The sequence below is a fragment of the uncultured Sphingomonas sp. genome, assembly GCF_964250165.1.
Classification (GTDB): Bacteria; Pseudomonadota; Alphaproteobacteria; order Sphingomonadales; family Sphingomonadaceae; genus Sphingomonas.
On the sequence record NZ_CAXUEK010000002.1, the window covers coordinates 1 to 12,197 of the forward strand.

A 12,197-nucleotide genomic window follows, 5' to 3' on the forward strand; every position below is an offset into this window, starting at 1 on the left:
CACGTAAGTCGTCGTCCCGTCCGACGTCAGATTCCCGTTCGCGTCATAGCCGAACCGACGGCGAGCGCCAGATGCTCGACCTCGCCCACCTCGCCGACCGGCATATCCGCCCCGGCTGGGTCCGCACCATCCACAGCGCCCAAGGCGCGACGGCCGAGCGCGTCGTCGCGCACATGGAGTCGTTCAGGGTCAACACCGTTGACACCCGCGCCGCCTATGTCGCGATCAGTCGCGCCCGCTCCAGCGCCGCCCTCTATACCGACAGCCGCGCCGACCTCCTCGCCGCGCTCGGGGCGCGAGACGGCGCGCAGGTGGGGGCGTTCGACGAACCCTTCACGCGATACGGGCCGGAAGCCGCCCTCGACAGTCCCGGCCTACAAGCACTCTTACTCGGCTAATCTTGGCCGATTGCCCGACCGGCTAAGCGATACGATAGTAAGGGACACGAAGAACAGCACTAGGCATATAGTGCCTAACCCAATACCCTGAAGGAATGACTGAAGCTAGCACCACATATAAAAAGACAGCGCCCACCGTTATCAGTGCACTTCGACTAACGCTGTAAAGCACCCTCGCGCCTATAGACTGCGCTTTAAAATCCATCAGCGTAGCGAGATATGCTGACAGTATAACCATGAACAGTATACTCCAACCTACTACTACTACCCTCGTATCAACAGGCCCATAGATCACGAGCCATCCAACACAGAACATTCCCGTAAACAAGGCGCTCAGGCCAAAGGCCTTCATAGTGTGTTTCAGAGTGGCCATGAATCGTGCTTTATTCCCTCTTCTATTGGATCACCTAGAACAGGATTTATATGAACAGGGATCGTTCGGAGCATTACCCTCAGCATTTCCGGCAGACCGCCCAAGTGCAGTCGCGGCTTGAGCGCTAAGGGATTGTGGGCTCACTACTTGCGACTGCGTGCCGACGAACGTTCCGTTCGACTTTGCAATAGTTTCTCCAGAAGTTCCGACCATCGCTCCTGTTCGATTTGCGACTCCTTGAGCAGCTCCTGCGTCTCCAGCGGCTCGCGCCTTCCTGGCCGATGATCTGCGTGTCGACCACCTGCGGCCCCGCAAAGACGTTGGAGGCGTCTTTCCCTAGATTGCTTTCGATGTTCGTCGAACGTTGCCGGAACTGTGGGCGGCCGCTGTCACCTCAGGTAGAACTGTTGTCGAGGATAAGGTACTCGTGGCCGGAAGCGGTGGGCGTGTAGTTGCTGTCAAAGCGGAACGCGACCGCGGTGATCGTCAGCGGAACGGCTCCGAAATAGGACGAGGCGAGGCCGGCGCCTGCGTGCCGGCATCCCCTTCGGGCTTTGGAAGACCACGACCTTCGTCGCCGGCCTGCGCCGCACCGGCATGGTCGCGCCCTGGGTGCTCGACGGACCGATCAACGCCGACGCGTTCCTCGCCTACGTGACCCGCGTTCTGGTGCCCGAACTCGCCGCGGCGACGTGGTCACATGGACAACCTGTCGAGCCACAAGACGCCTGCCGTGTGCGCCGCCATCGAGAGCATCGGGGCAAAGCTCCTGTTCCTCCCGCCCTACAGCCCAGACTTCAACCGGATCGAGCAAGCCTTCTCCAAGCTCAAGGCGCACCTGCGCAGAGCCGCCGAGCGCACCATCCCTGGCCTCTGGAACGCAATAGGTCGCATCCTCGACCTCTACTCGCCACAGGAGTGCACCAACTACTTCGCCGCCTGCGAGTACGATGCAGGCTGATCGGAAACGGCTGTAGGCTGCCCCGTCGAACGCAGTGGGCAGACGCAAGCGATCCGGCCGATCGTCTGGCATTGTATTTCGATCTTGCCGAATGACGGCTTTGACCGCCATACCTTGAAGATTTAAGAGCTGCTCACGCTTGCGACCGAGGCGCGACGTTAATTTAGAGCGCGATCAGACCGAATCTACCGCTGGCAAATAGGTCGGAATCAAGCGGGAAAATGACCTGCTCCCGTAAGCTTCAGAGCCCGTTCCGCTGCGTCGGTTGGTCACGCGAGGCGACCCGGCTCGTGGTGACGTGCGCCCATTTGCCTGCACGGAAAGTTGAGGATCTCCTGTTCGAGCGCGAAATCCACCTCCGTCACGACTGACCGGCGATCGATGCCAGGCGCTACCTGTCGGATGAGTCTTGCAAAGAAACCACTGTGATCTCATCCGTTGCGCGCGCTTGCAGAAAGGCCTGCGTCGAGCCGACGAGACGCAGGGCGGTCAGGACGCCGGTGCGGTACGCGCCTGTATCAATCCCGATCCGCGTTTGCGTGACGACCGGATCCTGAGAGTCCCAGGTGTGGCCGTGGACGACCGTCTTCTCAAATGCATGCTCGGCGGCAAGAAAGTCCCTGCGGATCCAAAGACGATCATCATCGCTTTGCCGCGCCAACGAGATGCCGGGCCGCAGCCCCGCGTGAACGAAGACGTAGTCGCCGCAGATCAGCGACGTGGGCAATTGCCTCAACGCCTCCAGATGGGACGATGGAAGCCGGTCCATGAAGGTGTCGCGCAGTGCCTCGTACCGGTCCTCCGCCACCTCGTCGTCGCCGATCTCGACGCCATAGGATCGCAGGGTCGCTTCGCCGCCGAAGCGCAGCCATGCGCCGGCCTCCCGAGGCGCATCAAGGAACGCCAGCAGCATGGCTTCGTGATTGCCCTTGAGAAAGGTCGTTTCGCATGGCGCGTGCCGCATCATCCACACCAGCATCGACAGGACGTCTGCGCTTTGCGGTCCACGATCGACATAGTCGCCGAGGAACACGATCAGCGGATCCGCTTCGTCCGGCAGGGTCCTGATGTCGGCGACGATGGCGGAAAGCAGTGCCTTCGCCAGATCATACCGGCCATGGACGTCACCGATGGCGTAGACGGCGCGCTCGCCGGGGCACGTCGACACCTGTCCGCCATCGATGTCCGTTCGCCATTCGACGATCGACGATCCCCCGCTCGTCACGGCGCAACGGCCGAACTGAGGTCGTCCAGCTCGCCGACAAGCGCGTTGTAGCGGCGGATCGTCTCGTCCGGATGATCCAGCGAATCGGACCGCGCTTGACGCCATTCGCGGTTGACCCAGGCAAGCCGGCTCGTGGGAGTGCCGGCCCTCACCGCATCGTCATATGCCATCCGCAAACGTCGATCCGCGGCAAGCACATCTTGGTAGATGCACTCATTGGTCGAGGCGTCGCGCGAACATGGCTCGTCAAGCACGGGGTTGCTGCCGGTTCGCTGGATGTCGGCGTTGCGCTCGGTTGACCGCTTGGGGCCGATCGGCTCGGCATGCCGAATTCCTTGAACCGGCAGAGCCGGGGCAACTTCCGCGGAGGCGATCCGCTGTGGGCCGGCGAATTTCGTTGTGACCAAGGCCGGCGTTGGTACGGTGACTTGCGCCACGCCGGGGGATTCCCCGGGCTGATGTCTTGGCGGATTAACGTGGCGCGCCGTGAGTTCTAAGCGCTGCCCTATTTGCAGTCCACCCCGAACCGCCAACCCAATTACGAGCAGCGCAACGATGAGCGGCACAGAAATCAGAAACCAATGTTCACGGCGAGCATTCCGTGAGGGATGACGCCCGGCCGTAACGACGAGGTCCTGACGTGCGCGCGCCTTACTCGGCGCAACATCCTGGAACACGCGTTCCATGTCACGTCCTATCACGCTGTCGCGATCCGCATCGATCATGAAAACCTCTTCGCACTTGCCACCTGAACTTGATCTTACCGCGGCAGCCGTTCCGGTCTGGTTTGGAACGACGGCTCATCCTTGCCGATCATCATCGCGATCGAGGCACTGCCTTGGCCTCACGACGCCACGACAACCGACGCGGCCACCGCGGGGATCCAGGAGCAGTCGTAGAGGCTAAGTAGCGTTCGGACACGAGTGGAACGCCCGTGCGCATTCCCACATTGAAGCAGCTCGGATTGCGGGCGGATCATTGCGGATCGGGAACAACTTGCGGGCCGACGCGCTTCCCGCGGCGGTCAACAGGAGGATTTCATGGCCGAGTATCGTACCACGGACAGCACTGGGCAGACTGTTTACGTCGAGCGGCGGGGAGGCGCCGGTCGCGTGATCCTCGGTGTGCTGGTCGTCGCCCTGATCATCGTCGCCGCCCTTTTTGCCACCGGCTTCTTCAGCGCACACGTGACGAAGAGTGGCTCGCTACCCACGGTCGCCGTCAGCGCCAAGGGTGGCTCTATGCCGAAGGTGGACCTCGACTCCAAGAAGGTGGTTGTCGGCACCAAGCATACCACGGTAGACGTGCCCAAGGTCGAGACGAAGAAGGAGGAGGTATCCGTCCCCGTCCTCGGAGTCACGGACGGCAAGAAGGACTAACCAGTTCCTCTCCGTAAGCCGACACCCGCCTCGGGCCACGCCCGAGGCGGCGGTTGCTGCGCCTCAGCCAGCTAAACGCCGCGACGCCGCGGCGTCCAGCGCTGGATGCTCGGCGACGACGTGTGCGGCGCACGACTCCGCCAATGGCCAGGAAAGCCAAGTCGAACTTGCTCTTGCGGAGTCTGTCAGACCAATGTGGCTGGCGCCGACGTCCGCTGCTAACGGCGCGGGATGAGCCGCAAATTCCGAGCGCTGCCACCGAGCGCGTCCGCCGGTACAACTCGTCGCCCGACGTGATCCGTCTCGTGGTCATGATCTATGTGCGGTTCCCGCTGTCGTTGCGCAACGTGGAGGATCTGCTGGCGGAGCGCGGGATCGACGTGTGCCATGAGACGGTGCGGCAGTGCTGGAACCGGTTCGGGCCGCTGTTCGCCGTCGACATCTGTCGCCAGCGGGTGAGCCGGCTGCGGGGTTCCGGCACTGGCGGTGGCACCTCGACCGCCGCCCTCGCATAGGGGCAGGTTCTCGCGAGCTGAGCCTGTGCTTCAAAGCCCGAACCGCATCGTGTGGAAAACGGGTTCGCGTAGACTGACAGCATCGAGCCCCCGCATCGAGGCTGCGGCTGAGCGGCTGAGCATCTGGTTCCGGAGCGACCGGCCGGACGGTCGACGTGAAGGACGAGGCGTCGCTTGCGACCTTATTCGACGCGGCGGGCGAATTCCACCATCTCGTCTTCACCGCCGGTGACTGGGGGCACATGTTCGGACCGATCCGAGATCTCGACATCGCGGCAGGCAAGGCGCGCATGGAGGTGCGGTGCTGGGGTGCGGCGCGCGCCGTCAAGCATGCCGCGCAGCGCATCGACAACGAGGGCTCGATCACGTTGACCGGCGGCATGCGGGCGCACCGCCCCAGGCCGGGCGTTCCTGGTCACCGCCTCGGCCCATACGGACGGGCTAGCTCGCGACCTGGCGCCTATTCGGGTCAACGCCGTCTGCCTCGGCCTGATCATGAGCGAGCAGGGAGCGACAATGGGCGACGCTGTGATCAAGGGCCTCGCGGCCAATTTACCGCTGCCGCGTGCCGGCACGGTTGAGGAAGCAGCGGAGGCCTACCTCTCCCTCATGCGCGCCACCTATCTCACCGGCCAGATCGTGCGGGTCGACGGCGGCGGCAGCCTGGTCTGAGCTGATCCTCTGCCTCCCGATGGGCGAGGGACGGGGTCGGATCTTTCGAATGCGACCAGCGGCCCTGCCGAGCGTTTCAACCATCAGCCGCCGGCTGGAGCAGGAGAGATCGATGACGAATCCCAATGGGGCGGACGAAGCGCCGGACAGCTTCAGCGATCTGCCGCTGCAGCCGACCGGCTCCGGCGTCGCCGATCTGGAGATCGCCTACGAGCAGATGAAGGTTGCAGCGGGCGACGGCGCGGCGGCCGTTCGCGCTGCCGGTGAGATGGACAGTCTGTCCACGGGCGCTGGCGACGGTGAAGCCTGGCGCGAAGGGCGTTCGAGCTGAGATGATGTCTGACGGCAAAGCGCCGGTTCTCTTGATCGCGGAGCAGTTGTGGAGCTGATCAGGTTGCCCCTTGGTGTTCAGGCGGATGTGGACGCCGATTGCATTCGCATCGAGCAGCTGGAGGCTGGCTCGTTTCAGCTGACGGGGAGTGCCCTCTGCGTAGCAGAGGATGAGGGCGCGTCCGTATCGCTGATGAACGGGCTGACCTACGCCACGCCCGATGAGGCGGAAGCGGCCGGTCTGGCATGGGCGGAGAGCGTCGGCGTGCACCGCCTCTTCATCAGCACGGGAACGCGCCAGCGGCCGTTGGAGCTGACCGAAATAGACCTTCCCGAGTAGCTGCGCCAATCGGCAGGAGCGCGTCCTGCTGTTGCCACTGCATTGTTCCTCGTCGGATTGCTCTGTCTCTTTCGCCTATGTTGGCGTCCAAGAGCGACTGGTTCCGCGACCATTCGCCGAAGCTGTTGCGCGCGGCCGACGAGGTGCGCGGTCTGCCGGAACTCGCGTCGGTGGTGCGCCACCACAAATAGGGTGATCGGCTCGGGCCGAGCCCGCGCACCTTACATGCCGTCCACGCTCTTGCTGACCAGGATGTTCACCGAAACGCGGCGGTTCTGCGCCTTGCCTTCGGCGGTGTCATTGCTCGCCAACGGATCCGCTTTGGCCATGCCGGTGGGGGTGAGCATCCGATAAGGCTTCCATCCGCACGCCTGCTGAAGATAATTGATGACGCGACTGGCCCGCTTTTCACTCAGCTGCTGATTGAAGTCGTCACCGCCGGTGGAGTCCGTGTAGCCGACGACGAGCATCAAGGCGTTTTCCGTTGCCTGGGCTGATGCGGCCGTAGCGCAGAGATTCGTCTTGTCTTGAGTGGATAGGTCCGACTTGCCGCTGGCAAAATGCACGTTCGTCGTGCTCTTGATGTTGTATTTATCGATGTCGCCCACGCGGCCGCGTAGCGCCTCGGTCGCCGCGGCCTGCTCATCGAAGCGCTGGGCAGTCCCGTTGCGGATCATCGTCGCGGTCTTGAGATCATTGTTCCGAAAGCTGATCTGGCTCGCTACCAGATCACTGCCCGGTTGTCCGTCAGCCGGTTGCCACGTCTTCACGGTGACCGGCAGTCCGTTGAGCAACGAGTCTGCGGTCAGATCGCCGCGACTGCCGCTGAACAGGCCCCCTCCGGCCTTGATCCTGGTAGCGTCGTCGATCGCGATCGTCGTGATGGTGCCGTCGGCGCTGGTGACCTTGATCCTGCTGGCGTTGCGCGCGGAGATGACGCCCTTGATCTCAGGCCCTGGGACCTTCGCGGTTTCGGCTGCGAGCCTGCCAGTGACGATGACCGTGGGGTTCGCCGGATGCTGCTGCTGCGCGGACAAGCTGCCGGACACAGGCAAGGCCATCATCGCGAGCAGCAAGCGGCTTCCCATCTTCATCTTGGCATTGGCGGACATTGTGCACCCCCTTGATACTAGCCTGCAGACTCTGCGTGTTCGGATCAACCTGTCCGACACATGAATGCTGCCGGCGAGCCCATCGGCCGAGCGAGCGATCGAGTGTTCCGTGCGGCGAACCGTGTCGTCCAGGCCAGCATCACTTTCGCGCTACGTGGTCCGAAGCTGAAGCGGGGCTGTGCCACAGCAGGCGTCAGTCCCGCCGTCGGGCCCAACTCAGCGCACCGCCCGCGCCCAGCAGAAGCAGACCGATCGGCGCCCTGCCCCTGCGACGTAGCATCGCGAGCCCGCCCGTCGCGAGCACGGACGAGAGCATCCCCACCCCCTCCAACCCGGCCAACCTACCCAACCGACTGCTCGCCCGTGCCGCGACGTAGCCTTTCAGCCCGGCACCGTGCTCGTCGGCAGGCGACTTCGTCTGGCCGTTACCGTCCCCCAGCCCAGCCCTGGGCATGGGCATTTCGTGTTCGCCCGCCACGGTATCGGCCGCGTGGGCGCCACGCGTGCCGAGCGGCGCGGCGGCGCCGACGGTCGTGTCCTTCGCCGTCTGCCGTTCCAGCTCGCAGTTCACTTCTGCACCGAGCAGCAGGATGTAGGCGGACAGGTACAACCACGTCAGCAGCACCACCACCGCGCCGAGCGAGCCGTAGGTCGCGTCGTAACTCCCGAAATTCGCGACGTAGAGACCGAATCCGGCCGTCGCCGCCAGCCACGCCAGGGTCGCCCCGATCGAACCGGGGCTCAGCCACTTCCATTCGGCTTCGTCGCGGTCTGGGCCGTAGCGGTAAAGCGTGGCTGCCGCAGCGGCAGCGGTCGCCGCCATGACGACGTAAGTCGCGAGCTTGGCGAGAACGAGCACCCCCTTCGGCGCCCATGGGAGCAGCGCGTCCAGATGCCCGAGCGCGGCGATGGCTACCGTCGCGATGATCGCCAGCAGCACTGCGCCGGTGGTGATCGCCAGCGTGACCAGCTGCAACCGCACGAAGCCGCGCCGCTCCTCCTCGTCATAGGCGATATTGAGGGCGGTAATGATCGCGCCGGCACCCTTGGTCGCCCCGTAAAGCGCCACCAGCAGCGCCACGACGAGGCCGACGCCCTTCTTGCCGCCCGACGTCGTGACGACGTTCATCAGCTGCTCCCCGATCAGCTTCGCCGCCTCCTGCGGCATGACCGAGGTCAGCCCCTGAACGTTGTGGATCACCGACTGCGGGCTCGCGACCAGGCCGTAGGAGAGCACGACCGCGCCGAGCATCGGGACCAGCGCCAGGACGCCGCAAAAGGCGACGCCGGACGCGATGAGGCTGATGTTGTCGGCAGCCCCTTCCTTCCAGGCGCGGAGCAACACGTCCTTCCACCCTCGCGCCGGGATCTGGGCGGGGGTGTCTGCTTGTGCACCGCGATCGCTGGCGGCCGGGTTCTGCCTCGCTGCTACGGTCGTCATCAAGCCACCCTGGGTACCAAGTCCTCGCTGAACCAACGGCCTGCGGGGTTGATCCCGAACCCGCGACGCCGCTGGACCACCGCGTTGGGATTCGTGTTTGGGTCGAGCCGGCCGCCAACGCGCCTCGCCATCAAAACCACGCCGTGACCAGCTCGGCAATCGAGAACGTCGCGGGCCCGCAGCAGTCAGGTGCCCTCAGAGACCGGCCTTCTCGAGAGCGGCGGCGAGCTCGGGATCGATCGCCATGCCGGCCCTGGGCGCGAGCCGGTTCAGGGCGGTCTGGACACGCTTTTGCGCGACCTGGAGCGTCTTGTGTCGCACCTCACGGATCGCATTGGTCCGCCAGGACGGGCTTTCGCCCAGGAGCGCGGCCCATTTGGCTTCCTCCGCCGCCAGGATCGCCAGCGCGAGGCGCAAGCCATCGCGCCGGCCGTGGGCGTAATCCTCAGGCACGGTCATCGGTCACCCGCCGCCACGATCTCGCGATCGACGGCGTCCATGAAATTGCGCGCCGCCTCCCGATCCGCTTCGTCCTTGAACGCGACGTCGAGGTCGGGTGCGGCCCCGAGCATGTAGGCGAGACACCATAGCGCAAACCGGCGGGCGCCGTCCCGCTCCAGCCCGAACTGGACCCGCAGGAGATCGAGGCCGTCGGCAAGCTGCGCCGGGGCGAGGTCGGCGATGTCGTCCGTGCCGAAGAAACGGACGAGCAGTTGGTCGAAGTCCATGGCCATTCCTAGCCGACCCCGTTCCTGCGCCCAAGCCAAGACGCCAGCGCCAGCGGCGGCTGGAGTCGACACCAAAGTTCTTGATGTGCGTTGGAGCGGCGAAGGAGGATCAAGATTTGAAGATCCCGTCGGCAGCCGAACGTCACGCGATCCTTGATGCCAACCGGACCCTGAAGATGGCCCGCTCGGCGCATGCCTATGTCCGGGGCAATACCGCGAAGTTCTACGAATGGCTCGATGCGTCGCCGGTCGCGGCCCGCGTCCCCCAAGGCCCATCGATATGGATTTGCGGCGATTGCCACCTCGGCAATCTCGGCCCGATCGCGAACGGCGACGGGCGGGTGGAAATCCAGATCCGCGACTTGGACCAGGCCGTCATCGGCAATCCCGCGCACGACCTGATCCGCCTCGGCCTGTCGCTCGCCACTGCGGCCCGTGGCTCCGATCTGCCGGGCGTCGCCACCGCCCACATGATCGAGAAGATGGTCGACGGCTACGCGGCCGCGATGCAGGACCCGACCGGCGGCGACGTCGGTCCCGAACCCGACGTGGTCCGCAGCGTCCGCCGCAAGGCGCTGAGCCGTCGCTGGCAGCACCTGGCCAAAGAACGCCTGGAGGCGATCGAGCCGAAGATTCCGCTCGGCAGGAAGTTCTGGACCCTGGCCGAGGACGAGCGTGCCTGCCTCAGAGCCGTGTTTGCCGATCCGACCGTGGCCAAGCTGATCCTCGCCCTCGACGGCAAGGATGCCGGCCGCGAGATCCGCATGATCGATGCCGCCTACTGGATGAAGGGGTGCAGCTCGCTGGGGCTGCATCGCTACGCGGTACTGCTCGGGCTGAAGAACGCCAGGGGGCGGTCGAGCTATGCCCTCGTCGATCTCAAGGAGGCGGTCGCGCCGATCGCGCCGTCGGCCGCCGGCGCCGCCATGCCGGCGGACAATGCCGAGCGGGTGGTGGCGGCAGCGCGGGCGCTGTCGCCGCATCTCGGCACGCGCATGATCCCGGTCCGCATGCAGGATCGTTCGCTGTTCATCCGTGAGCTGGCGCCGCAGGACCTGAAGCTCGAAGTCGACCAGTTCAGCGAGGGCCAGGCCGCCAAGGCCGCGCACTATCTCGCCTTCGTGGTCGGCAAGGCCCATGCCCGGCAGATGGACCATGCCATGCGCGAGGAATGGCGGTCGGTCCTAGAGCACGATCGCCGTGGCTCGATCGATGCGCCGAACTGGCTGTGGGCAAGCGTCGTCGCGCTGGCCGGTAGCCACGAGGCAGGCTATCTTGAGCATTGCCGTCGATACGCGCTTGCCGCCTGATGCGTGCGGCAATGAGCTGCTCAGCGCCAAGCGCCTGTTCTTCAGACGGGGGGGCCGCAACGCTCGGTCTGGCCGTCAGGTGAGGTGCAGGTCGATGGGCTGCCGAGCGCCGGGCAGGGGTCGGCTCGACGACCGACCAGCAAAGGATCAGATCGCCCAATCGCCCTCCAGCCACAGCTTGTCGGTGTCCGTCGCGAACCGGTCGGCGCGGTAGCGGGCGTAGCGGGCCGACAGGGTGGTACGGCGGTGTTTGACGCTGGCGAGCAGGTCCCATTCCTGACCGTAATGCTGGTCGAGGCGATCGCTGCGGAACCGGTGCCACGTCGCCGAGAGCCCGGCGCCGGCGAAGGGCCCCAGCCGCTTCCACGCCAGCGCCGCGGTCCCGTACAGGTCGCGCAGGCCGTTGGGCGGCGTGGTGCCGAACTTGCCCGCCCAGCCGTTGAACTTGAAGAAGCTGGCGAGCGGCGTCTGCACGCTGGTCAGCGCCCGGCCGTCATCCGCGCCGAGCACCTCGTGGCCGGCGGTAAGCGACCACAGCCCGGCCGTCGCGGTCGCCTCCGCCAGCCAGTAGCTCGCGGCATAGCTGTTGGGGTTGCGATGCCAGTCCCGTTGTCGTGCCCAGCTGCCGGCATAGGCGATTGCCGCGCGAGGCCCGAGCGTCTGCGTGCCAGCGAGCCGGACGCCATAGGTCTGGTTGGACAGGGCGAAGTTCTGCACGGCGCGCGCGTCCTGGTCGACGAGATAGCCGAACCCGGTCAGCGTGCCGACCGGCGTGTGCACGCCCGCCAGCGCGAAGACGTTATTCCCGCCGATCGCCTGCGGCCTGGCGCCGGCGCCGTCGATGCCGTTCACGGTGCGGTCCGACCAGGCATAGGTCACGTCGACGAACGCGCGCCGGACGTTGCCCCACTGGAATCGCGCGGCATCGAAGGTCTGCTGGTTCTGCCGCCAGTTGGCCGAGCCGACGAAGCGCTGGTCGGCAAGCTCGACCAGCTGGCGGCCCGCCGTAAGCACGACCTGGTGCCCGCCGTAGCGTAGCTGGGCGCGGTTCAGCTCGATATTCTGCGGGTCGACGACGAGCGGGTAACGGGTCAGGCCGTTGGTGCCGCTGTTGTATCGCTCCACGACGGCCAGCGTCGCCTCGGCCTCCACCAGGGCCTGGAACGGGCCGGCATCGGCCTTCACGCCCGAGCGGATGCGCGCGGTCACCGCCTCGGCGTCGCGGGGGATATCGGCCTGGTCCACCTGCTCCCAGCGCAGCCGCGCATCGACCAGCGGCGACAAGCGGAGGTCCTGGGCGGATGCGGCGCTGCCGATCAGCGCTACGAGGCCGAGCGGCCACGTCTTCATGAAGTGATCCTCGCAGAGAAGGGGGCGGCCCGCCGCGCGAGCGGCCCCCCGGGACGGGTTAGG

Annotated in this window: 14 protein-coding genes and 2 pseudogenes; 8 read left to right on the plus strand and 8 right to left on the minus strand. The window is 65.5% G+C overall.

Annotation, left to right across the window (positions count from 1 at the left end; all coding sequences use genetic code 11):
* Positions 1-398, plus strand: a 398-nt coding sequence (locus tag ACFE64_RS00475; protein WP_375390477.1) for a hypothetical protein, incomplete at its 5' end; no start/stop codon positions are given.
* A gap of 868 nt (positions 399-1,266) precedes the next feature.
* Positions 1,267-1,732: pseudogene (locus ACFE64_RS00480) on the plus strand (transposase); the annotation flags it as partial.
* A gap of 391 nt (positions 1,733-2,123) precedes the next feature.
* On the opposite strand, the gene ACFE64_RS00485 reads toward ACFE64_RS00480, so the two are convergent.
* Positions 2,124-2,957 carry a metallophosphoesterase family protein gene (locus tag ACFE64_RS00485; protein WP_375390478.1) on the minus strand — a complete coding sequence of 278 codons (834 nt, stop codon included), beginning with the start codon at positions 2,955-2,957 and terminating at the stop codon, positions 2,124-2,126.
* Complete coding sequence (locus tag ACFE64_RS00490) at positions 2,954-3,682, minus strand: hypothetical protein (RefSeq protein ID WP_375390479.1); 729 nt, start codon at positions 3,680-3,682, stop codon at positions 2,954-2,956. The genes ACFE64_RS00485 and ACFE64_RS00490 overlap by 4 nt, the downstream gene beginning before the upstream one ends.
* A gap of 315 nt (positions 3,683-3,997) precedes the next feature.
* Between ACFE64_RS00490 and ACFE64_RS00495 the strand changes: the two genes are divergently transcribed.
* Together ACFE64_RS00495 and ACFE64_RS00500 are read left to right on the plus strand one after the other, a co-directional pair.
* Positions 3,998-4,336, plus strand: coding sequence for a hypothetical protein (locus tag ACFE64_RS00495; RefSeq protein ID WP_375390480.1), 339 nt, complete (start codon positions 3,998-4,000; stop codon positions 4,334-4,336).
* 314 nt (positions 4,337-4,650) lie between these two features.
* A pseudogene (locus tag ACFE64_RS00500) lies at positions 4,651-4,770 on the plus strand (IS6 family transposase); the annotation flags it as partial.
* Positions 4,771-5,033: 263 nt separating this feature from the next.
* Here the strand turns inward: ACFE64_RS00500 and ACFE64_RS00505 are convergent.
* Positions 5,034-5,270 (minus strand): hypothetical protein, encoded by a 237-nt coding sequence (locus tag ACFE64_RS00505; RefSeq protein WP_375390481.1) that lies wholly within the window; start codon positions 5,268-5,270, stop codon positions 5,034-5,036.
* Here ACFE64_RS00505 and ACFE64_RS00510 point away from each other — a divergent pair.
* Genes ACFE64_RS00510 through ACFE64_RS00520 form a run of 3 tightly spaced genes read left to right on the plus strand, consistent with a single transcriptional unit; the run spans position 5,263 to position 6,193 of the window.
* Positions 5,263-5,523, plus strand: a complete 261-nt coding sequence (locus ACFE64_RS00510; protein WP_375390554.1) for an SDR family oxidoreductase — start codon at positions 5,263-5,265, stop codon at positions 5,521-5,523. The two genes, ACFE64_RS00505 and ACFE64_RS00510, sit on opposite strands and share 8 nt — an antisense overlap.
* Before the next feature lie 49 nt (positions 5,524-5,572).
* Positions 5,573-5,854, plus strand: a complete 282-nt coding sequence (locus ACFE64_RS00515; RefSeq protein WP_375390482.1) for a hypothetical protein — start codon at positions 5,573-5,575, stop codon at positions 5,852-5,854.
* A 48-nt stretch (positions 5,855-5,902) separates the two neighbouring features.
* Positions 5,903-6,193 (plus strand): hypothetical protein, encoded by a 291-nt coding sequence (locus ACFE64_RS00520; RefSeq protein WP_375390483.1) that lies wholly within the window; start codon positions 5,903-5,905, stop codon positions 6,191-6,193.
* A gap of 221 nt (positions 6,194-6,414) precedes the next feature.
* On the opposite strand, the gene ACFE64_RS00525 is transcribed toward ACFE64_RS00520, so the two are convergent.
* From ACFE64_RS00525 to ACFE64_RS00540, 4 genes are all read right to left on the minus strand, one after another.
* Positions 6,415-7,305 (minus strand): OmpA family protein, encoded by an 891-nt coding sequence (locus ACFE64_RS00525; RefSeq protein ID WP_375390484.1) that lies wholly within the window; start codon positions 7,303-7,305, stop codon positions 6,415-6,417.
* A 193-nt stretch (positions 7,306-7,498) separates the two neighbouring features.
* Positions 7,499-8,746, minus strand: coding sequence for a YihY/virulence factor BrkB family protein (locus ACFE64_RS00530; RefSeq protein WP_375390485.1), 1,248 nt, complete (start codon positions 8,744-8,746; stop codon positions 7,499-7,501).
* Between the two features lie 195 nt (positions 8,747-8,941).
* Entirely contained in the window at positions 8,942-9,163 is a 222-nt protein-coding gene (locus tag ACFE64_RS00535) for a hypothetical protein (RefSeq protein WP_375390486.1), read from the minus strand.
* Positions 9,164-9,201: 38 nt separating this feature from the next.
* A complete protein-coding gene (locus ACFE64_RS00540; RefSeq protein ID WP_375390487.1) occupies positions 9,202-9,474 on the minus strand; it encodes a hypothetical protein in 273 nt (90 codons plus the stop codon).
* Between the two features lie 176 nt (positions 9,475-9,650).
* On the opposite strand from ACFE64_RS00540, the gene ACFE64_RS00545 reads away from it, so the two are divergent.
* On the plus strand, positions 9,651-10,784 hold the full coding sequence (locus ACFE64_RS00545) for a DUF2252 family protein (RefSeq protein ID WP_375390555.1): 1,134 nt from the start codon (positions 9,651-9,653) through the stop codon (positions 10,782-10,784).
* Between the two features lie 147 nt (positions 10,785-10,931).
* Here ACFE64_RS00545 and ACFE64_RS00550 read toward each other — a convergent pair whose 3' ends face one another.
* The gene (locus ACFE64_RS00550; protein WP_375390488.1) at positions 10,932-12,134 is read right to left on the minus strand and encodes an alginate export family protein; all 1,203 of its coding nucleotides are present in this window, start codon (positions 12,132-12,134) and stop codon (positions 10,932-10,934) included.
* Positions 12,135-12,197: the final 63 nt, after the last annotated feature.

Coding starts and splice junctions, on each gene's coding strand:
- ACFE64_RS00490 (WP_375390479.1), bottom strand. CDS start 3,682: ATGATCGATGCGGATCGCGACAGCGTGATAGGACGTGACATGGAACGC.
- ACFE64_RS00525 (WP_375390484.1), bottom strand. CDS start 7,305: ATGTCCGCCAATGCCAAGATGAAGATGGGAAGCCGCTTGCTGCTCGCG.
- ACFE64_RS00540 (WP_375390487.1), bottom strand. CDS start 9,474: ATGGACTTCGACCAACTGCTCGTCCGTTTCTTCGGCACGGACGACATC.
- ACFE64_RS00530 (WP_375390485.1), bottom strand. CDS start 8,746: ATGACGACCGTAGCAGCGAGGCAGAACCCGGCCGCCAGCGATCGCGGT.
- ACFE64_RS00550 (WP_375390488.1), bottom strand. CDS start 12,134: ATGAAGACGTGGCCGCTCGGCCTCGTAGCGCTGATCGGCAGCGCCGCA.
- ACFE64_RS00545 (WP_375390555.1), top strand. CDS start 9,651: ATGGCCCGCTCGGCGCATGCCTATGTCCGGGGCAATACCGCGAAGTTC.
- ACFE64_RS00515 (WP_375390482.1), top strand. CDS start 5,573: ATGCGACCAGCGGCCCTGCCGAGCGTTTCAACCATCAGCCGCCGGCTG.
- ACFE64_RS00495 (WP_375390480.1), top strand. CDS start 3,998: ATGGCCGAGTATCGTACCACGGACAGCACTGGGCAGACTGTTTACGTC.